The organism is Mesorhizobium sp. M0894, assembly GCF_040319725.1.
Lineage (GTDB): Bacteria > Pseudomonadota > Alphaproteobacteria > Rhizobiales > Rhizobiaceae > Mesorhizobium.
In genome coordinates this window covers 306,808-326,985 of sequence record NZ_JAMYOG010000004.1, presented here as the reverse complement: position 1 = coordinate 326,985, position 20,178 = coordinate 306,808, and the positions used below count along the sequence as shown (strand labels likewise).

The window sequence follows — 20,178 nt, the reverse complement described above, 5'->3', positions numbered from 1 at the left end:
GAGAAGAACATGGCCAGTTTGCCGACCACGGCACGCGTGGTGATCATCGGAGGCGGTGCCGTCGGCGCCTCCTCGCTCTATCATCTCGCCAAGGCGGGCTGGACCGACTGCGTGCTTCTGGAGAAGAACGAGCTGACTTCCGGCTCGACCTGGCATGCCGCCGGCAACGTGCCGACGTTCTCCTCGTCATGGTCGCTGATGAACATGCAGCGCTATTCGACCGAGCTCTATCGCCGGTTGGCCGACGAGGTCGGCTATCCCATGAACTATCATGTCACCGGCTCGCTCAGGCTCGCCCATACGATCGAGCGTATGCAGGAATTCCAGCGCGCCAAGGGCATGGGCCGCTATCAGGGCATGGACATCAATGTCGTCGGCCCCGACGAGATCAAGCGCCGCTACCCCTTCATCGAAACGCATGAGCTGAAGGGCGCGCTCTACGATCCGAGCGACGGCGACATCGACCCGGCGCAATTGACCCAGGCGCTGGCCAAGGGCGCGCGCGACATGGGTGCGAAGATCATCCGCTTCTGCCCGGTCACCGGCGTGCGCCGCGAGAACGACGAGTGGGTGGTCGAGACGCCGCAAGGCGAGATTCGCTGCGAGATTGTCGTCAACGCCGCCGGCTACCGCGCCGCCGAAGTCGGCAGGATGTTCGGCCGCGAGGTGCCGATGATGGTGATGAGCCATCAATACATCCTGTTTGAGGAAATCCCCGAACTGGCGGCGTGGTCGAAGGAACAAGGCAAGAAGCTGCCGTTGCTGCGCGACGTCGATACGTCCTATTATCTGCGCCAGGAAAAGAACGGCATGAACCTCGGCCCCTATGAGCGCAATTGCCGCGCCCATTGGGTCGGCCACAACGACCCGATGCCGGACGACTTTTCGTTCCAGCTGTTTCCCGACGACCTCGACCGGCTGGAACATTACCTGGCCGATGCCGTCGCCCGCGTGCCGATCCTCGGTACCGCCGGGCTGTCCAAGGTCATCAACGGGCCGATCCCCTATGCGCCGGACGGCAACCCGCTGATCGGCCCGATGCCTGGCGTGCCCAACGCCTTCGAGGCCTGCGTCTTCACCTTCGGCATCGCCCAGGGCGGCGGCGCCGGCAAAGTGCTGGCCGAGTGGGTGACCGAGGGCCAGACCGAATGGGACATGTGGTCCTGCGATCCACGCCGTTTCACCGCCTTTGCGTCGGCGCCGGATTACTGCGTCGCCAAGGGCATGGAGATCTACGGCAACGAGTATGCCATCCAATTCCCGCGCCACGCCTGGCCGGCTGGGCGCGACCGCAAGCTGTCGCCGCTCCACGGCCGCATCAAGGCGCTCGGCGCCCAGTTCGACGCCTATAATGGCTGGGAACGCGCCACCTGGTATGCGAAGCCAGGCGACGACATCTCCGAACAATCCACGCTGACCTTCCGCCGTGACGGCCCCTGGCAGCGTCGTGTGCGCGAGGAATGCCTCGCCGTCTGCGATGCCGCCGGCATTCTGGACCTGCCGGGATTTTCCCGCTTCAATCTAGACGGTTCGGGTGCCGCCGAATGGCTGAGCCTCCAGGTGACAGGCCTGGTGCCGAAACCCGGCCGCATCGGCCTCGTCTATTTTGCCGACGACAAGGGCCGCATCGTCACCGAAATGTCGGTCGTCCGCCACGACGAAGACCTGATGACGCTGATTACTGCCGCGGTGGCGCAATGGCATGATTTCGAATGGCTGAAATCGCGCACACCGAAGGACGCCACATTCAAGCTGGTCGACAGGACGGAGGAATACTCCACCCAGATCCTCGCCGGCCCCAACTCGCGAAACATCCTCGCCGAACTCTGCGCGGCCGACCTCACCCAGCCCTGGCTGACGCACCAGGAGACCAGTATCGCCGGACGTTGGGCAAGGCTGGTGCGCGTGTCCTTCGCGGGCGAACTCGGCTGGGAAATCCACAGCAAGGTCGACGATACCGCTGTCATCTTCGACGCTGTCTGGGCGGCCGGCCAGAGGCACGGCCTGAAACCGTTCGGCATGTACGCGCTGGATTCGCTGCGGCTCGAAAAAGGCTACCGCACCTGGAAGGGCGACCTGTCGACCGACTACTCGATCCTGCAGGGCGGGCTGGAGCGCTTCGTCAGATGGGACAAGCCCGACTTCCGCGGCAAGGCGGCGCTGCAGAACGAAAAGCAGCAGGGCATCAAGAAGCGCTTCGTCACGCTGGTCGTCGAAAATCCCGGCGACTGCGACGCACCTTACATGTCGACGCTTTGGCATGACGGCCACATCGTCGGCGAGACGACATCCGGCGGCTGGGGTCATCGCATCGACAAGTCGATCGCGCTCGGCATGCTGCGCGCCGACCTCACCGAGCCGGGAACCGCGGTCGAGGTCGAGATCTTCGGCGAACGTTTTCGGGCGATCGTGCAGAAGGATGAGCCGTTATGGGATCCGACGAACGAAAGGCTCAAAGCATGAAGAAAGTCATCCTCACCGATGGCGGCATGGGCCAGGAGCTGGTCCGCCGCAGCAGCTCCGAGCCGACGCCGCTCTGGTCGGCCAGGGTGCTGATCGACGAACCGGATCTGGTGCGCGACCTGCATGCGGAATTCATCCGCGCCGGCGCCCGCGTCATCACCATCAACACTTATTCCGCCACGCCGGAGCGGCTGGCGCGCGAGGGCGCGGAAGAGCTGTTCAAGCCGTTGCAGAAACGCGGCATCGAACTGGCAAGGCAAGCGCGCGACCAGGCCGGCGACGCAGCGATCGCCGGCTGCCTGTCGCCGCTGTTCGGCAGCTATGCGCCGGCGCTGACGATATCGTTCCAGGATACACTCGATATCTATCGCCGCATCGTTGCCGAGCAGGCGGACGGCGTCGATCTGTTTCTGTGCGAAACCATGGCGTCGGCCGAAGAGGCGCGCGCCGCCGTCACCGCGGCATCGGAAAGCGGCAAGCCCGTATGGGTGTCGTGGACGCTTGCCGACCACGGCACGCCGCGCCTGCGCAGCGGCGAAGCCATTACGACGGCGTCGAGCGCTCTTGACGGACTGCCCGTCGCGGCCCGGCTGATCAATTGCTGCCGGCCCGAAGCGATCGCTGCAGCGCTGCCCGGACTGATCGCTCTCGGCGGTGCGGTCGGCGCCTATGCCAATGGCTTCACCTCGGTCGAGGCGCTCAAGCATGGCGGCACCGTCGAAGTGCTGCACGCCCGCCACGACCTCGATCCGGACGCCTATGCCGGCCAGGCGATCGGCTGGGTCGAGGCCGGCGCCGGCATCGTCGGCGGCTGCTGCGAAGTCGGACCGGCCCACATCGCCGCCTTGCGCGACCGGCTCGAACAGGCCGGCTACGAAATTTCGGGAGTAGCATAATGCCCAGGCCATCATCGCGCATTTCCGGCATCGTGCCTTCGGGCAAGGATGGCTGGGAGGTTCATTCCGCTGCCTGGGCGCGCAAGCAGGCCGGCGAGGACATCATCATGCTGTCGGTCGGCGACCATGATTTCGACACGCCGAGCGAGACGATCGAAGCCTGCGTGACGGCGGTCCGCGCCAGCAATCACCACTACACCCCACTTGCCGGCGTTCCGCGGCTGCGCAAGGCGATGGCGGCGGCCTCGACGCTCTGCACCGGTGTTGCGACCAGCCCCGACCAGGTCATCGCCACGCCGGGCGGGCAGGCCGCGCTTTACGCAGCTATTCAAGCTGTTCTCGACCAGGGCGACCATGCCATCGTCGTCGCGCCCTATTACGCCACCTATCCCAATACCTTCAGCGCGGCGGGCGCCGCGTTCAGCGTCGTCGAGACACCTGCCGAAGATGGCTTTCAGCCGCGCGCCGCCGAGATCCGCGCCGCACTTCGGCCGAACACCCGCGCCATCCTGATCAACACGCCGAACAATCCGACCGGCGCCGTCTATTCGCGCGAGCGGCTGGAAGATCTGGCGCAGATCTGCCGCGAGCATGACCTCTGGCTGCTGTCGGACGAGGTCTATTGGACGCTTGGCGGTGGCGAGCACGTCTCGCCGCGCTCGCTGCCCGGCATGGCAGAACGTACGCTGGTCATCAATTCGATGTCCAAGAGCCACGGCATGACCGGCTGGCGTATGGGCTGGCTGACCGGGCCCGAGGAGATGATCTCGCTGCTGACCGACCTCAATCTGGTGATGACCTACGGCCTGCCGGCCTTCATCAGCCTGGCTTGCGCCGAGGCGCTCGAAAACGGCTACGGCGTCAAGGAGATCGCCGAGCGCTATGCCGCAAGGCGCGCCGTCGTTCTCGATGCCATGCGCGGCATGAACGACGTCACCGTGCGCGGCTCCGAAGGCGGCATGTACGTCATGCTCGACATATCGGCGATCGAGCCGGACGACGAGAAATTCGCCTGGGCCTTCCTCGACCAGGAAAAGGTCGCCGTCATGCCCGGCTCGAGCTTCGGCGAGGCCGCAGCAGGCCACATCCGCTTCAGCCTCTGCCAGCCTGAGGCGGTACTGATGGAAGCTGCCACGCGTCTGCGCCGCTTCGCCTCCAGCTATCGCCGTGAGGCCGCATGAACGCCCCGCCCGCCAAAACCATTCCGACCAAGGCCATTCCTCCCAAAGCGAGGGCGGTCATCATCGGCGGCGGCGTCTCCGGCTGCTCGGTAGCCTATCACCTGGCCAAGCTCGGCTGGACCGATATCGTCCTGCTCGAGCGCAAGCAGCTGACATCGGGCACGACATGGCACGCCGCCGGCCTGATCGGCCAGCTGCGCGGCTCGCAGAACATGACGCGGCTGGCGAAATACTCGGCCGACCTCTACGTCAAGCTCGAGGCCGAGACCGATGTCGGCACCGGCATGCGCCAGGTTGGCTCGATCACGGTGGCGCTGACCGGGGAGCGCAAGCACGAGATCTATCGGCAGGCGTCTCTCGCCCGTGCCTTCGATGTCGACGTGCGCGAGATTTCGCCAGGTGAAGTCAAGCAGATGTATCCGCATCTCAATGTATCCGATGTGGTCGGCGCCGTGCATCTGCCGCTCGACGGCCAATGCGACCCCGCCAACATCGCCATGGCGTTGGCCAAGGGCGCACGTCAGCGCGGTGCGACGATCGTCGAGAACGTCAAGGTGACCAAGGTGCATACCAAGGCAGGCCGCGTCACCGGCGTCTCCTGGGCGCAGGGCGACGAGCAAGGCACGATCGACACCGACATCGTCGTCAACTGCGCCGGCATGTGGGCACGCGAACTTGGCGCCCAGAACGGCGTCACCATTCCGCTGCACGCCTGCGAGCACTTTTATCTCGTGACGGAACCGATCCCCGGGCTCTCCCGCCTGCCGGTGCTGCGCGTGCCCGACGAATGCGCCTACTACAAGGAAGATGCCGGCAAGATGATGCTCGGCGCTTTCGAGCCGGTGGCCAAGCCGTGGGGCATGAACGGCATAAGCGAGGAGTTCTGCTTCGACCAGTTGCCGCAGGACATGGACCATTTCGAGCCGATCCTCGAAATGGGCGTCAACCGCATGCCGATGCTGGCCACCGCCGGCATCCACACCTTCTTCAACGGCCCAGAGAGTTTTACCCCCGACGACCGTTATTATCTCGGCGAGGCGCCGGAGCTTTCCGGCTACTGGATGGCGACCGGCTACAATTCGATCGGTATCGTCTCCTCCGGCGGCGCCGGCATGGCGCTGGCGCAATGGATCAATGACGGCGAAGCGCCGTTCGATCTCTGGGAGGTCGACATCCGCCGCGCCCAGCCGTTCCAGAAGAACCGCCGCTATCTCAAGGAGCGCGTCTCCGAAACGCTCGGCCTGCTCTATGCCGATCATTTTCCTTACCGGCAGATGGCAACCTCGCGGAACGTGAGGCGTTCGCCGCTGCACGAGCATCTGAAGGCGCGCGGTGCGGTGTTCGGCGAGGTCGCCGGCTGGGAGCGCGCCAACTGGTTCGCTAGGCCCGGCCAGGAGCGCGAATACCGCTATTCGTGGAAACGGCAGAACTGGTTCGACAACCAGCGCGAGGAGCATCTGGCGGTCCGGAACAGCGTTGGCCTGTTCGACATGACCTCGTTCGGCAAGATCCGCGTCGAGGGTCGCGACGCCTGCGCTTTCCTGCAAAGACTCTGCGCCAACGACATGGACGTGGCGCCGGGCAAGATCGTCTACACCCAGATGCTCAACCAGCGCGGCGGTATCGAGAGCGATCTGACCGTCTCGCGATTGTCCGAAACAGCCTTCTTCCTCGTCGTGCCGGGCGCCACGCTGCAGCGCGATCTGGCCTGGCTGAAAAAACATCTTGCCGACGAGTTCGTCGTCATTACCGATGTGACCGCTGCCGAAGCGGTGCTTTGCCTGATGGGCCCGGATTCGAGGAAGCTGATCCAAAAGGTCAGCCCGAATGATTTCTCCAATGACAACAATCCGTTCGGAACGTTTCAGGAGATCGAGATCGGCATGGGCCTGGCCCGCGCCCACCGCGTCACCTATGTCGGCGAGCTCGGCTGGGAGCTTTATGTCTCGACCGATCAGGCCGCCCACGTCTTCGAGGCGATAGAAGAGGCCGGCGCCGATGTCGGTCTGAAGCTATGCGGCCTGCACACGCTGGACTCCTGCCGCATCGAAAAGGCGTTCCGGCATTTCGGCCACGACATCACCGACGAAGACAATGTGCTGGAGGCCGGCCTTGGCTTCGCCGTGAAGACGGCCAAGAGCTATTTCCTCGGCCGCGATGCGGTGCTGAAGAAGAAAGAAACCGGCCTGTCACGCCGGCTGGTGCAGTTCCGCCTGAACGACCCCGAGCCGCTGCTCTTCCACAACGAGGCGATCCTGCGCGACGGCAAGATCGTCGGTCCGATCACCTCGGGCAATTACGGCCATCATCTCGGCGGCGCAATCGGGCTTGGCTACGTGCCTTGCAAGGGTGAGAGCGAGGCGGATGTGCTGTCGTCGTCCTACGAGATCGAGATCGCCGGCGAGCGCTTTGCCGCCGAGGCCTCGCTCAAGCCGATGTACGATCCGAAGGCCGAGCGAGTGCGGATGTAGCTCAGAACGCATCCATCTCGGCCGCGACCTTCGCCACGAACCTCGTCCGCCTCTCGTCGGTCGATAGGTTCATCGAGTACTGCGCGAGGTAGGAAACCGACCCGCCAGGCTTGATGGTCGCACGCAGCACCCGCTTGACCAGCTTGCGCGGCGGGTCGCCCATCAGCATGGCTCGGAACCGACTGCCGCCATAGGTGGCGACCGCGGCGACCTTGCGAATGTTGTGCAGCGACGGCTGCACCTTGCCGTCAACCAATTTGAACGACACGCCGGGCAGGAAGACGCGATCGAAAAAGCCTTTCAGAATGGCCGGATAGCCGAAGTTCCACACCGGAAACGATAGCACCAGCGCCTCGGCCCGCAGCAAGCGCTCGACGTAAGCCGCTGCAGGATCGCCGTCACTGCGCGCGTCGTGATAGGAGAGCCGTTCGGCCCGCGTCAGCCTGGGATCGAACCCCTCGGCATAGAGATCGCAATCGTCGACGGCATGGCCGGCGGCCTTCAGCCGCTCGACGATGGTCCGGTGCAGACCGGCATTGAAGCTGGTCTCGACCGGATGAGCGTAGAGGACGAGGATGTTCACCCAAGTCCTCGCAGGTCGGCGCGAGGCACCCCCCTCTGCCCTACCGGGCATCTCCCCCTCAAGGGGGGAGATTGGCGGTTCCATCGTCTCGACCATCTTCCAACGTCGTCAACTGGCGAAAGCGATACCGACAGCCGATCTCCCCCCTTGAGGGGGAGATGGCTGGCAGGCCAGAGGGGGGTGTTCAAGCGCAAACCTCTCCTCAACCCGTCTTCTCCAGCCCCTTGAACAGGAACGACTTGCCTGAGCGATAATCATAGTCCGGGTTTTCCCAGGCGATCATCTTGCCCGGATTGAGCAGCCCTTGCGGGTCGGTCTCACGCTTGAAAGCCAGTTGCACTTCATCCGTCCGCTTCATGCCGCCTTCTTCCAGCGTGTAGCGGTGCGGGTTGAAGATCCAGCAGCCATTGTCTTCGTGGATGCGGATGATCTCGTACAGCCGCTCCGCCGTGGTGAAGCGCACCAGCGGCAATCCGGCGATGCCGATGGCGCCATCGAAGCGGATAAATTCGAGATGCGCCGGCACCTCGTCGCCGAAGCGTTCGACCATCGCCTTGACGTGACCGAGGTGGTCCGGCGACGGGTAGCGGGTCTGCAGATAGGTGATCGTCGGGTCGACCCGGATGGCGCGCAGCGTGGTGTGGTTCCAGGTCAGCTCATAGGCCGGCGGCAGCCCCTTGAGATCGGCCTCCTTATCGGCGCGAAAGACGATCTCGCCCTTAATGCGCGCAGTGAAGGCGAGGAAGGCATCCATCGCATGCGGCGCGATCATCAGGACGACGATGCTTTGGCCGCGCCGGAAAAACCGCTGGTGGCGCTTGAAGTAATCGTAGGGGATGGGTGCTGCTATCGGCGTGATCAACTTCGCCAGGATGCCGTCCTGGATGGCGAGATCGTTGCCGAAGCCGGCCGCATCCATGAAATCGTCGAAGCCGACGATGACGTCGATCCAGTCATAACTGGCGGTTAGCGGCATCTCGACTTCGGTGATGATGCCGTTGGTGCCGTAGGCGTGCATCACTTTCAGCACGTCCTCGCCGGTGAGCTCCATGACGCGGGGCTGTGCCTCCATCGTCACGGTCCTCAGCCGGATGACGTTGCCGAGGTCGCGCAAGCCGCCCCAGCGGATCGAGCCAATACCGCCGGAGCCGCCGGCGACGAAGCCGCCGATCGATGCCGTGTTGTAGGTCGACGGCGACATGCGGAGCTCCTGGCCGGAATGCGCCCGCGTCGCCTTGTCGATGTCGGCGAGCACGGCGCCGGGACCGGTGACGACACGACCGGGCGCGATCGCCTTGATCGCGTTCATCTCGGCGAGATTGAGCACGACGCCGCCGGACAGGGGCATCGCCTGCCCGTAATTGCCGGTGCCGCTGCCGCGCGGCGTCACCGGCACGCCATGCCGGTGGCAGGCGGCGAGCACGCGGACGACCTCGTCTTCCGTTTTCGGCGTCACGATCAGGTCGCCGGTGACATGCTCGAGCTGCTGCTTCAGCACCGGGCTGTACCAGTAGAAGTCGCGGCTCTTCTGCTGGACGATCGCCGGATGGTCGTCGACCTTGAGGCCGTCCAGGTCGCGCTTGAGCGCCGCAATATCCATCATTCCACCATCAGATCATCGAGTTCGGCATAATCGGGCAGCTGGCGTTCGATCGCCTGGCCGTCGCGCACCACGATGCGATCCGATTCGGGCCGCGACAGCAATTCCGTCCAGCTTCGCCCCTTGAAGACGACGAAATCGGCCGGCCCTCCGGCGGCAAGCGTGCCGAAACCATCGAGCCGCATCACCTTGGCCGGCGTCGCTGTCACCGCTTGCGGCCAGTCAGCGACGGGATGGTCGAGATGCAGGATGCGCGTCGCCGTGCGATAGACCTCCAGCATGTCGAGATCGCCATAGGCGTAGAACGGGTCGCGCGTATTGTCGGAGGCGACGGCGACGGCAATGCCGCGCGCCTTCATCTCGTGCAGCAGCGTCACCCCGCGCCAGCGCGGCGTGGTGTTGTCGCCGCGCCGGTCCTGCAAATAGAGATTGCACATCGGCAGCGACACCACCGCCAAGCCGGCCTTGGCGACCTTGTCCAGCGTGTCGAGCACGTCAAGGTCGGGCTGGCGCGCCAAAGAGCAGCAATGGCCGACCAGGATGTTCCCGTCAAAACCGTTCCAAAGGGCGGCTTCGGCAATCTTCTTGAGCGAGATCGCCGAGACATCGTCGGTCTCGTCGGCATGGAAATCGAGGTCGAGGCCATGCTTGATCGCCTGCGCAAACACCTGGTCGAGCAGTTCTTCGAGGTCCGGCACCATGTAGGTGACGACGCCGAGCACGCCCTTGGCGGCAGCCACCCGCTTGGCCAGCCTCTCGAACCACTTCCTGTCGCGCACGCCCTCGATGCCGAGCAGGCAGGCCGCCTGCAGCTCGATGCGGCCGCGCCATTTCTCCCGCATCGTCTCGAACACCGGCCAGGAGATCTCTTCCTGCGGGGCGACGCTGTCGAGATGCGTACGCAGCGCCTTGGTGCCATGCGCATAGGCAGAGCGCAGCGAAAAATCCATGCGGCGGGCAACGTCGTCGGCGCTCCAGTGCGCCGCGCGGTCGGCGCCCGTTGCGTTCAGCGCGCCCATGAAGGTGCCGTCCGGGTTGGGCTTTCGAGGCCAGATATGGCCCTTGTCGATATGGGTGTGGCAGTCGACGAAGCAGGGCAAGACGATCCGGCCGCCAAGGTCGATGGCGCCTGCCTGTGCGTTGGATCGATGCGCCGTAATCCCGGAGATCTTGCCATCGGCGATGGCGATATCGGCGAGCCCAAACCCGTCGGTATCGAAGGCTCCAGAAAAGCCCGGCGTCAGTGAGGCATGAAGCCGAACCTTGGCGAGATGGTAGGAACCAGAAGCTGGTATCAAGGCGGCGCTGTCCACCATCACCGCTCCTGCCTCAGTGCGCTCTCGTGCCAGCGCCGCAAAATGAGATGCGAAATCAGCGACAGTACCAGGAAGATCAGGATGCCGGTCAGCGAGATCAGGATCAGCGCGGCGAACAGCCTTGGTGCGTTGAGCCGGTAGCCGGCCTCGATGATGCGCGAGGCGAGGCCGGACGACTGGCCGGTGGCGCCGGCGACGAACTCGGCCACCACCGCGCCGATCAGCGACAGGCCGCCGGCGATCTTCAGCCCGCCGAGGAAATAAGGCATCGCCGCCGGCAGCCGCAGATAGCGCAATTGCTGCCAGCGGGTGGCACCGTTGAGCTTGAACAAATCGCGCAGATTGCGGTCGACGGAATTGAGGCCGAGCGTGGTGTTGGAGAGGATCGGGAAGAAGGCGACGATCCAGGCGCAAAGCAGCAGCTTTGTCGTCTGGTTGTCGACATAGATGTTGATCAGCGGAAAAATCGCGACGATCGGCGTCACCTGCAGCACGATGGCGAACGGAAAGAACGACATCTCCACCCATTTCGACTGCGCGAACAGCACTGCCAGCCCGACGCCGCCGATGACGGCGAGAAGCAGGCTCAAGAAGGTGATCCTGAGCGTCACCAGCAGCGAGGAGAACAGCAGCCCGGCATCGTCGTGCAGCGTCTGCAGCACCACGCCGGGACGCGGCAGGATATATTTCGGGATGTCGTTCCAGACGCAGACGCGGTCCCACAGCCAGATCGCCAGGATCATGATCGCCAGCGGCAGCAGCCACCTGCCGATGCGCTCGAAGCGCTCCTGGCGAACGCGACGCGCCTCCTCCGGGTCGAGCGCCAGGACTTGTTCTTCAATGGCCGTCATGATGCGGTCCGGCAGTTGAGTTGATGGCGCCGATCAGCACGTCGGATGCCTGGCGGCAGAGCGCGGCATAATCGGGCGAGGTGCGAAACGCCTCGTCGCGCGGATAGGATGCATCGACGGCAAGCTCGGCAAACACCCGGCCCGGCCGCGCCGCCATGACGACGACGCGGTTGGAGAGGAAAACGCTTTCGAAGACGCTGTGAGTGACGAAAACGACGGTAAAACGCTCATCCTGCCATAACTCCAGAAGATCGTTGTTGAGCTTGAAGCGGGTGATCTCGTCGAGTGCGGCGAATGGCTCGTCCATCAACAGAATGCGCGGCTTGGTCACCATGGCGCGGGCAATCGAGACGCGCATCTTCATGCCGCCTGATAATTCGCGCGGCACGGCATTCTCGAAGCCGGTCAGGTGAACCCGCGCCAGCATCTCCATCACCGCCGGCGCCGCCTTGGCCCGCGACACACCCTTCAGCCGCAGCGGCAGCCAGACATTGTCGAAGACATCGGCCCAGGGCAGCAGCGTCGGCTCCTGGAAGACGAAGCCGATATTCGAGCGGTCGCCGATATTTGAACGATCGAGGGCGCCGCTGCCGCGCCAGTCGAGCACACCCGAGGTCGGCGTCGACAGGCCGGCAATCAGCCGCAGCGCCGTCGACTTGCCGCAGCCCGACGGTCCGAGCAGGCTGAGGAAATCGCCTTCCCGGATCGTCAGCTCGACATTGCTGAGCGCGGTGACGCCGTTGGAAAACACCTTGCCGACGCCACGCAGCGCCAACAGCGTCGGCCCCGATACGCTTCCTGGCTGTTGCGCCACTTTCTCCAGCTTCACGGCCTACTTCTTCAGGTCGAGCCCGACGCTCTTGTTGACGAAGGCCAGCGTGTAGGCCTTCTTGATGTCGATGCCCGCCGGTGTTACCTTGGCCTTGACCATCTTGTCGTAAAAACTCTGGATGCGCGCATCGGTCATGGCGCCGATGCCGAGCTTTTCGCTGTCGCCGGAATCGACCACGCCGAACTTCTTCAGCTGCTCGATCGAGAAGGCGATCTGCTCATCCGTCATGTCCGGATTTTCCTTCTTGATCATCTCGTTGGCGGCCTTGTTGTCGCCGTAGAGATAATTGTACCAGCCCTTGGCCGAGCCATCGACGAAGCACTGGACCACCTCGGGCCGCTTGTCGACCGTCTCCTGCATGGTTTCGACCGTCGTTGCATATGTGTCCCAGCCATAGTCGGCCAGCAGGAACTGGTTCGGCGTGAAACCGCCCTGCTTCTGGACGGCGAATGGCTCCGAGGTGACGTAGCCCTGCTGGATCGACTTCTTGTTGGCGATGAACGGAGCCGGGTTGAAAGTGTAGGGCACGCGTTTTGCGGCATCGAAGCCGAGGTCGGTGACCATCCACTGGAAGAAGGTCTGCGCACCTTCGTCGCCGAGGATGTACTGGTCGGCGTTCTTCAGGTCTTCCCATTTGTCCAGCCCCTGGCCGGGATGGGACATGATGACCTGCGGGTCCTTCTGGAAGTCGGCGGCCACGACGCGCATCGGTATGCCTTGCTGCACGGCATCGAAGGCCGACAGCAGATTGCCGCCCATGTAGAAATCGATCTTACCTGCGAGCAGCAGCGGCCGGCCGCTGACCTGTGGGCCGCCCTGCATGATCGTCACGTCGATGCCGCATGCGGCATAGGTACCATCCACCACGGCTTGGTAGTAACCGCCATGTTCCGGCTCGGCCAGCCAGTTGGTGCCGAAGGTGACTTTTTCGTTCGCTGCCGCGGCAAGCGTACCTGCGCCAAGCAGCACGATCACGCCCGCCGAAATCTTGAGTCTTCCGTACATCCACACCACCCTTTGTTCGCTCCGGCGCATCACGCGCCGGGCTCGACACCATTGTTTCAAGAAGCAAGACACATGCCACCGGCGCGTTGCGTCGGGACCGCCCGCTTGTGCAATGCCCGCCTGTGCAATGGCGGCGCGAAGGCCGGACGGGTCATGCTGTACGGAAGGCATCGTGCCTATTTTTTGATCGCCTGTCCACAATCGCCCTCGTGACATGCACCGCCATCTTGATGCCCGCCTACATCCAGCTTTACGCTGCCGTGAACGGAGATTGCCATGTTCAAATTTCTCACGCCGAAGTCGATCAAGCCGCCCTTCGCCCGCTACAGCCATGGCGTCGAGCTGCCGCCCGGCAAGCGGCTGGTGCTGTGTTCGGGCCAGGTCGCGATCACAGCGGACGACCAGATCCCCGAGGAGGCCGGCGCACAGGCCGAGCTCTGTTTCCAGAACATAGCGGCGATTCTCGGCGAGGCCGGGCTCGGCCTGTCCGACATCGTCCGCATCAACGCCTACGTCACCGACCGCGCCTTCCTGCGGCCCTATATGGAGGTTCGCGACCGGCTGTTCGCCAGTCCGGCGCCGGCCTCGACGCTGATGATCGTGTCCGGCTTTGCCCGGCCGGAGTTTAAGGTCGAGATCGAGGTCATCGCGGCGGGTTGAGGAGCGCTGGCCAGCGGCTGGAATCGACAGGCCGATGATCTCAAGTTACACGACAAAGGTTGGTGCCGCCCCTCATCAAGCGCGCATCCAGTCTCTTCGAGGTAAAAAATGGCCGGAACAAAAAAACGCGTATGGTGGGGTGACTACCGGACCACCGAATACGCGACCGTCGATCCTGAGGCGACCATTGCCGTTCTGCCGCTGGCGGCGATCGAGCAGCACGGGCCCCATCTGCCGGTTTCGACCGACACCTCGATCATGAACGGCATGCTGGAAACGGTGATCGCGCGCCTGCCCGGCGATCTCGACATCCGCATCCTGCCGGTTCAGGCGGTGGGCAAGTCGAACGAGCATTTGCATGCGCCCGGCACCCTCACTCTGCCGGCGACGACCCTGGTCGAGGCGTGGACCGAACTTGGCCTGTCGGTCGCACGCGCCGGCGTCCGAAAACTGATTGTCGTCAACTCGCATGGCGGCAATGAGGAGATCATGGGCATCGTCACCCGCGAATTGCGCGTGCGGGCAAAGATGCTGGCGGTAAAGACCAGCTGGCAACGGTTTGGCCGGCCGGCCGGCATGTACACCGACCTCGAAGACCGCCACGGCATTCATGGCGGCGACGTCGAGACCTCGCTGATGCTGCACTTCCGGCCCGACCTCGTCGACATGGCCAAGGCCGATAATTTCGTGTCCAAGGTCGCCCGCGCCGAAAAGGAATTTTCGCTGCTGCGCCACACCGGAACACACGCCTTCGCCTGGATCGCCAGCGACCTCAACCCGAATGGCGTGGTCGGCGACGCCAGCATTGCAACCGCCGAAAAAGGCCGGCTCACCGCCGAGCATCAAGCCGACGGCTTCATCAGCTTGCTGAAGGACGTGCGCAAGGCAAAGCTGGCGGATTGGCTGCGTAACTAGCCCTCGATCCTCAGCGCAAACGGCGTGCCCTCAAACGCTTCGGCGCCGCGCCCGATCGCCTCGATGGCGCGGCTCATGCGGCCGTCGCGCTCGAGCAGTGCGTCGGCAATTGCGATCAGCCGCGGATTGGGTGTCGCCGTGGGCGACAGCGCGCGCAGCGTCTTGGCCAGTTCGGCTTCGTCGCGCTTCGGCGCCAGCGCTGCCGCGATAATGTAGGCCGAGGCGGTCGACCGGCTGATGCCGGCATAGCAATGCACCACCAGCGGCCGCGAGCGATCCCATTGGCGGGCGAAATCGAGCAGGTTCAAGACATGCTCCTCGCCCGGCATGGTCATGCCCTCCTGCGCTACCGCAATGTCGTGCATGACCAGGTGCAGATGGTTTTCCCTGGTGATCGAGGCCGGCCGCATCACCTCCGTGCCGGCAGCGAGCAGCGAAAGCAGCCGCCCGGCCCCGGTCTTCGTCACCGTTTCCTCGACTTTGGACAGCGAGCAGACATGGATCATTGGATCGTTTCTCCCTTGGCATCATCGTCGCGCCGCGAGGCCCAGCCGGCAAGCGCTGATTCGAGCCGCCGCCATTCTTCGTCGGCTCCCGGTAGGCCGGCGCGCAACACATCCGGCCGGTCGGCGAAATGCCGAAGCAGGATGCCGCGCTGGCCGAGCACCGAAAACAGGCGGGCGGCGTTCGCCAGCCTGATATAGCGGAACAGCGCGGTGCCAGCGGCGACAGGCACGCCGAACCGGCCGAACAGCGCATCGAGCCGTGCGGCATCCTCGGCCAATCGGCGCCGCATCCCGGCCTGCCAGCCGGTATCGGCAAGCGCCCTTATGCCATATTCGAGCGCCGGCCCGGAAATCGCCCATGGCCCGAATTGCGCCTGCAGCCGCTCGACCGTCAGCGCGTCGGTCAATGCAAAGCCAAGCCGCAGGCCGGCCAGGCCGAAGAACTTGCCGAACGAGCGCAGCACGACGATGCCGCCCTGGTCGACGTCGCCAGCGAGACTTTCGCTGCGTGGGCCGACATCCATGAAGGCCTCGTCGACGACCAGCAGCCCGCCTCTGGCGCGCAATTTTGCGGCAAGTCGAAGCAATCTTTCGCGCTCGACGACGCGCCCGTCCGGGTTGTTGGGATTGACGACGACGGCAAGGTCGGCCGCCGCCAAGGCTTCGAAATCATCGACTTCAGCCGCCGCATGGCCGGCGATCGCCGCTGCCCGCCGATGCTCGGCATAAGTCGGCCCGAGCACCAGCGCCCTGCCCGGGCTGACCAGCGAAGCGACGCGCGGCAACAGGATCTGCGTGCCGGGCGCCGCTGCGACATTCGCCGCCGATGGAGCGCCATAGGCGCTTGCCGCGACTTCGGCCAATTCGCGGGCACGCGCTGCTTCCGGCAATCGCGACAGGGCGGTGGCGGGCAAATCGAAAAGCGGGTAGGAGTGCGGATTGATCCCGGTCGAGAGGTCGACGAAAGGCAGCGGCGCGTGAGGGAAAAGCGCCCTCGCCCGGCCAAGGCTTCCGCCGTGGTCCACTGCCGCCGTCACTCCATCAAGAGACTTCATGTCGATCCTGATCACTTTCCTGTCGCTGGCCATCGAACTTGTACTCGGCTACCCGGCCCAGCTCTTCGATGCCATTGGCCATCCCGTCACCTGGTTCGGCAGGCTGATATCCTTTCTCGACGGCAGGCTCAACCGCGCCACTGATTCCGACGCCCACCGTCGCCGCTGGGGCGTGCTCGCGCTGCTGGTCATCGTGCTGGTGCCGGCCGCCCTCGCCTTCTGGCTCGAAACCATGCTTTGGAGCATTCCCCTCGGCTTGTTGGTCATCGCAATCCTGGCGACGTCGCTGCTGTCGCAGAAGAGCCTGGCCGAGCATGTCGAAGCGGTGGCCGACGCCCTCGACAGCGGCGGACTGGACATGGGCCGCATTGCCGTCTCGCGGATCGTCGGCCGCGACCCGGAAAAGCTCGACAGGGCCGCTGTCTGCCGCGCCGCGATCGAAAGCCTGGCCGAGAATTTCTCCGACGGCGTCGTCGCGCCGGCGTTCTGGATCGGCATTGGCGGGCTCGCCGGCGGCGTCGCCTACAAGGCCGCCAACACCGCCGATTCGATGATCGGCCACCGCACTCCGCGCCACGAAGCCTTCGGCTGGGCGGCGGCGCGCTTCGACGACTGGATCAACCTGCCGGCGTCGCGGCTGACGGCGCTGCTGATCGTACTCGCCGCTTGCCTGGTCAAGGGCGCCGACGCCAAAGCCGCCTGGCACGCCGTGCGGCGCGATGCGAAAAAGCACCGCTCGCCCAATGCCGGCTGGCCGGAAGCAGCGATGGCCGGTGCGCTCGGCCTGGCGCTCGCCGGCCCCCGTTCCTATGACGGCGTCATGGTCGAAGACGCGTTGATGGGCGAAGGCGGCCGCCGCGATGCCGAGAGCACCGACATCCGGCGGGCGCTGAAACTCTACCGGGTCGCCGACTTGCTGCTGATCGGGCTGTTCGGGGTGGTCGCAGTGGTCGTTATCTTGGCGTGACCTGCGCTCGAGATCGAGCGGAAACAAAAAACCCGCCAAGCGGCGGGTCGTTGGAGCCAGTTAGCACCATACCCAGATTAGTAGCATAGCTGCCGGCACAAAGCAAGAACAAAATTGCTGTGCCCAAAGAATAATCGCCCCAGCTTTGCGCTTCTCATTCCCTGCCTTTGACGTTCGGGGTTGGCGAAATCCGAAGCGCCATCCAATCTCCCCCCTCGTGGGGGAGATGTCCGGCAGGACAGAGGGGGGCGCGAAGGATCGCCAGCCTCTTGACCGTTCACCTGCTAATGACGGTCTGACGACGTAGTTGTCTCCGACTGACAGGCCGAGGGACAGTGCCCCCCTTTGCCCTGCCGGGCATCTCCCCCACAAGGGGGGAGATCGGCAGCTTCGCCGGCGCCGCCTGCTCCGAAACGCCCTTCCCCGATCGCCAAACCCCTCAGAACTCTATCCCTTGCTGCGCCTTCACGCCGGCGGAGAAGTGGTGCTTGGTCACGCCCATCTCGGTGACCAGATCGGCTGCCTCGACCAATACCGGCTTGGCATTGCGGCCGGTGACGACGACATGCAGGCCCTCGCGACGCGCCTTCAGCGCTGCGACCACCTTTTCGAGGTCGAGATAATCGTAGCGCAACGCGATGTTGAGTTCGTCGAGCACCACGAGGCTGATCGACGGCTCGGCCATCAGCTCGAGCGCCTTGGCCCAGGCGGCCTCAGCGGCCGCGATGTCGCGCTTCAGGTCCTGCGTTTCCCAGGTAAAGCCCTCGCCCATGGCGTGCCAGACGACGCGGTCGCCGAAGCAGGCAAAAGCATCCTTCTCGCCGGTGTGCCATTTGCCTTTGATGAACTGGACGACGCCGACGCGCTTGCCGTAGCCGAGCATTCTGAGCGCCAGCCCGAAGGCGGCCGTGGTCTTGCCCTTGCCCGGACCGGTGTTGACGATCAACAGCCCTTTCTCGACCGTCTTGGCTGCAACCTCGGCGTCCTGCACCGCCTTGCGCTTGGCCATCTTCGCGCGGTGGCGTTCCTCGTCCTTGGGATCGATGTGGTCGGTATCAGCCATGTCATTTCACCCTGAGCGGCAGCCCCGCCACCATCAAAAGCACGGTGTCAGCGACGGCGGCAACGTCCTGGTTCAACCGGCCGGCCGCGTCGCGAAACCGTCTTGCCAGCGCATTCTCCGGCACGATGCCCTGGCCGACCTCGTTGGACACCACGAACCAGGGTCCACGCGGCCGCGACAGCACATCTGCCAGCCTTCGGCATTCGGCCTCGACATCATGTTCCGCCAGCATATGGTTGGTCAGCCACAGCGTCAGGCAATCGATCAGCACCGGCTGGCCGTCAGGCAGTGCCTCGATCGCGCCGGCAAGGTCGAGCGGCGCCTCGATGGTCGTCCAGCCGGGGCTGCGGCGCGAGCGGTGCAGCGCGATCCGTTCGCGCATCTCCTCGTCATAGGCTTGCGCCGTCGCGATATAGCTCCATGGCGCCGGACAGGCACTCACCAGCCTCTCGGCATGCACGCTCTTGCCGGAGCGCGCACCGCCGATGATCAGGGTCAGCGCCCCGGCAGCGCGGTCAGGCAAAGCTGTCGTGCAGGCTGGTCGCCGTGCCGGTGAAGCGGCCGCGCACCACGCCGACGACCGCGCCGAGCACCAGCCAGAACACCAGATTGGTCAGCGTCACCGCCACCACGAACTGGTGGTGCAGGCCTTCCGGGATCGCCGTCTCGAAGCTGTCGGGCTGCGGCGCGCCAACGAAATGCGGCGCTAGGATCAACGCCACCGCAAGGATCGCCAGCGGCAGCGATCTGCGGAAGGCGAGCAGGCCGAGACCGGCGGCGGTCGCCACCACCGTTGCCCACCACCAGATCTGGCGTTGGACAAGGTCGGCCGCCGGCATCGCCGGCAGTTCCGGCGGCAGGCCGAGGCCGGGCGCCAGCGTGAACACGGCAAAGCCGGCAAGCCCCCAGAACAGGCCCTGGCGCCAATTGCCGATGCCGCCGGCGAACTCCGAAACCGCAACCAGGACCAGCGCGAAGCCGATGCCGGTGACGATATTGGCAACGACGCTGAAGGCAAAGCGTTCGAAACCGTCGGCCGGCGCCCAGCCTTCGTCCTCAGCCGGAGCCATTGCTTCAGCCGGTGCCGGCGCGGCGCTGCTCATAGCCATCGTGCCCGTGGCGGCCGGTGCCGCAGGTGCGGCGGCATGGTCATGGCCGCCGCCGGCCTGTTCGTAGACTTCCGCCTTCAGGATCAGCGGCACCGTGGCATAGGCCTGCATGCAGGCGAGAACGACGCCGGCCACGAGCCCTGCGATCGCCGCGATGAACACGACGTTGCGAAACAGTGTCATGATGTCAGCCCCTTGTCAGTGGCAGGGAAAGCCCATCGAGTGGCGATAGTCGTGGGCGGCATTGTGGACCGCATCGATGTGCGAGAAGCCGACAAAGCCCATGACGAAAATGCCGAGGAATGCAGCAAGCGCCAGCTGCATGAAACGCGACTGCGAGGAGACGGAAGCGCCGAGCGAGACGGAAGCGGTATTCATGTCTTGTCCTTTCGCCCTCCACCCGAGGGCATAGAAGTCAGTTTCCTGTCGCCGGCAGGTCTCCTGGCTCGCGGATCAGCGCCCTTCCCCACCTTCCCGAAGAAAATCTTCAGTGGCATATGGAGAGGACTACCGCACACAGTTGCGGGGGCAGCCACGGCATTGGGCAAGAATTTCGCCCGCACCGCATTCCCTCTTGGTTCCAAACGGAACCGACGACATCAGCGACTATAGGCAGAATCGCCGCGCCCGGCAAACCAAATTCCGCCGGATCGTGTGGCGAATGCGCCGCCTCGCCAAGCTCGCCGGCCGGCGCCGCAATTGACA

19 protein-coding genes and 1 riboswitch are annotated in these 20,178 nt (G+C 64.6%); of the genes, 7 read left to right on the top strand and 12 right to left on the bottom strand.

Features of this window, described 5'->3' with window-relative positions; all coding sequences use genetic code 11:
• The first annotated feature begins 9 nt into the window (after window positions 1-9).
• From NKH91_RS10755 to NKH91_RS10740, 4 genes are read left to right on the top strand one after another with little or no spacing between them, the layout of a single operon-like run.
• Window positions 10-2,463 (top strand): GcvT family protein, encoded by a 2,454-nt coding sequence (locus tag NKH91_RS10755; RefSeq protein ID WP_352844382.1) that lies wholly within the window; start codon window positions 10-12, stop codon window positions 2,461-2,463.
• A complete protein-coding gene (locus NKH91_RS10750) occupies window positions 2,460-3,359 on the top strand; it encodes a homocysteine S-methyltransferase family protein (RefSeq protein WP_352844384.1) in 900 nt (299 codons plus the stop codon). Before NKH91_RS10755 ends, NKH91_RS10750 begins: the two co-directional genes overlap by 4 nt.
• Window positions 3,359-4,540, top strand: coding sequence for a pyridoxal phosphate-dependent aminotransferase (locus NKH91_RS10745; RefSeq protein WP_352844386.1), 1,182 nt, complete (start codon window positions 3,359-3,361; stop codon window positions 4,538-4,540). The genes NKH91_RS10750 and NKH91_RS10745 overlap by 1 nt, the downstream gene beginning before the upstream one ends.
• The gene (locus tag NKH91_RS10740) at window positions 4,537-7,011 is read left to right on the top strand and encodes a GcvT family protein (protein ID WP_352844388.1); all 2,475 of its coding nucleotides are present in this window, start codon (window positions 4,537-4,539) and stop codon (window positions 7,009-7,011) included. Before NKH91_RS10745 ends, NKH91_RS10740 begins: the two co-directional genes overlap by 4 nt.
• 1 nt (window position 7,012) lies before the next feature.
• Here the strand turns inward: NKH91_RS10740 and NKH91_RS10735 are convergent, their stop codons facing one another.
• The 6 genes from NKH91_RS10735 to NKH91_RS10710 all read right to left on the bottom strand — a co-directional run bounded on the left by NKH91_RS10735 (window position 7,013) and on the right by NKH91_RS10710 (window position 13,198).
• On the bottom strand, window positions 7,013-7,594 hold the full coding sequence (locus tag NKH91_RS10735) for an NAD(P)H-dependent oxidoreductase (RefSeq protein ID WP_352495937.1): 582 nt from the start codon (window positions 7,592-7,594) through the stop codon (window positions 7,013-7,015).
• A gap of 202 nt (window positions 7,595-7,796) precedes the next feature.
• Window positions 7,797-9,194 (bottom strand): FAD-binding oxidoreductase, encoded by a 1,398-nt coding sequence (locus NKH91_RS10730; protein WP_352844838.1) that lies wholly within the window; start codon window positions 9,192-9,194, stop codon window positions 7,797-7,799.
• Complete coding sequence (locus NKH91_RS10725) at window positions 9,194-10,492, bottom strand: cytosine deaminase (RefSeq protein ID WP_352844839.1); 1,299 nt, start codon at window positions 10,490-10,492, stop codon at window positions 9,194-9,196. Before NKH91_RS10725 ends, NKH91_RS10730 begins: the two co-directional genes overlap by 1 nt.
• A 17-nt stretch (window positions 10,493-10,509) precedes the next feature.
• Window positions 10,510-11,361, bottom strand: a complete 852-nt coding sequence (locus NKH91_RS10720; RefSeq protein ID WP_352495936.1) for an ABC transporter permease — start codon at window positions 11,359-11,361, stop codon at window positions 10,510-10,512.
• Window positions 11,348-12,190: an ABC transporter ATP-binding protein gene (locus tag NKH91_RS10715; protein WP_023719906.1), complete on the bottom strand. Its 843-nt coding sequence runs from the start codon at window positions 12,188-12,190 to the stop codon at window positions 11,348-11,350. Before NKH91_RS10715 ends, NKH91_RS10720 begins: the two co-directional genes overlap by 14 nt.
• Before the next feature lie 3 nt (window positions 12,191-12,193).
• Window positions 12,194-13,198 (bottom strand): ABC transporter substrate-binding protein, encoded by a 1,005-nt coding sequence (locus NKH91_RS10710; protein WP_023719905.1) that lies wholly within the window; start codon window positions 13,196-13,198, stop codon window positions 12,194-12,196.
• Between the two features lie 276 nt (window positions 13,199-13,474).
• Here NKH91_RS10710 and NKH91_RS10705 point away from each other — a divergent pair, with 276 nt between their 5' ends.
• Window positions 13,475-13,858, top strand: coding sequence for a RidA family protein (locus tag NKH91_RS10705; RefSeq protein WP_352640494.1), 384 nt, complete (start codon window positions 13,475-13,477; stop codon window positions 13,856-13,858).
• A 108-nt stretch (window positions 13,859-13,966) separates the two neighbouring features.
• The gene (locus tag NKH91_RS10700) at window positions 13,967-14,773 is read left to right on the top strand and encodes a creatininase family protein (RefSeq protein ID WP_352844390.1); all 807 of its coding nucleotides are present in this window, start codon (window positions 13,967-13,969) and stop codon (window positions 14,771-14,773) included.
• On the opposite strand, the gene NKH91_RS10695 is transcribed toward NKH91_RS10700, so the two are convergent.
• Together NKH91_RS10695 and cobD are read right to left on the bottom strand one after the other, a co-directional pair.
• Window positions 14,770-15,279: a tyrosine phosphatase family protein gene (locus tag NKH91_RS10695; RefSeq protein WP_023719902.1), complete on the bottom strand. Its 510-nt coding sequence runs from the start codon at window positions 15,277-15,279 to the stop codon at window positions 14,770-14,772. The two genes, NKH91_RS10700 and NKH91_RS10695, sit on opposite strands and share 4 nt — an antisense overlap.
• Complete coding sequence (gene cobD, locus NKH91_RS10690) at window positions 15,276-16,334, bottom strand: threonine-phosphate decarboxylase CobD (RefSeq protein ID WP_352844392.1); 1,059 nt, start codon at window positions 16,332-16,334, stop codon at window positions 15,276-15,278. Before cobD ends, NKH91_RS10695 begins: the two co-directional genes overlap by 4 nt.
• Between cobD and cbiB the strand changes: the two genes are divergently transcribed.
• Entirely contained in the window at window positions 16,333-17,301 is a 969-nt protein-coding gene (gene cbiB / locus NKH91_RS10685) for an adenosylcobinamide-phosphate synthase CbiB (protein WP_352844394.1), read from the top strand. The genes cobD and cbiB overlap by 2 nt on opposite strands.
• Window positions 17,302-17,740: 439 nt before the next feature.
• Here cbiB and cobO read toward each other — a convergent pair whose 3' ends face one another.
• From cobO to NKH91_RS10665, 4 genes are read right to left on the bottom strand one after another with little or no spacing between them, the layout of a single operon-like run.
• The gene (gene cobO, locus NKH91_RS10680; protein ID WP_352483070.1) at window positions 17,741-18,364 is read right to left on the bottom strand and encodes a cob(I)yrinic acid a,c-diamide adenosyltransferase; all 624 of its coding nucleotides are present in this window, start codon (window positions 18,362-18,364) and stop codon (window positions 17,741-17,743) included.
• A gap of 1 nt (window position 18,365) precedes the next feature.
• Complete coding sequence (cobU, locus tag NKH91_RS10675; RefSeq protein WP_352844398.1) at window positions 18,366-18,887, bottom strand: bifunctional adenosylcobinamide kinase/adenosylcobinamide-phosphate guanylyltransferase; 522 nt, start codon at window positions 18,885-18,887, stop codon at window positions 18,366-18,368.
• On the bottom strand, window positions 18,880-19,656 hold the full coding sequence (locus NKH91_RS10670; protein ID WP_352844400.1) for a CbtA family protein: 777 nt from the start codon (window positions 19,654-19,656) through the stop codon (window positions 18,880-18,882). Before NKH91_RS10670 ends, cobU begins: the two co-directional genes overlap by 8 nt.
• Window positions 19,657-19,671: 15 nt before the next feature.
• Window positions 19,672-19,851 (bottom strand): CbtB domain-containing protein, encoded by a 180-nt coding sequence (locus NKH91_RS10665; protein ID WP_023720718.1) that lies wholly within the window; start codon window positions 19,849-19,851, stop codon window positions 19,672-19,674.
• 36 nt (window positions 19,852-19,887) lie between these two features.
• A riboswitch (cobalamin riboswitch) is annotated at window positions 19,888-20,083 on the bottom strand.
• Window positions 20,084-20,178: the final 95 nt, after the last annotated feature.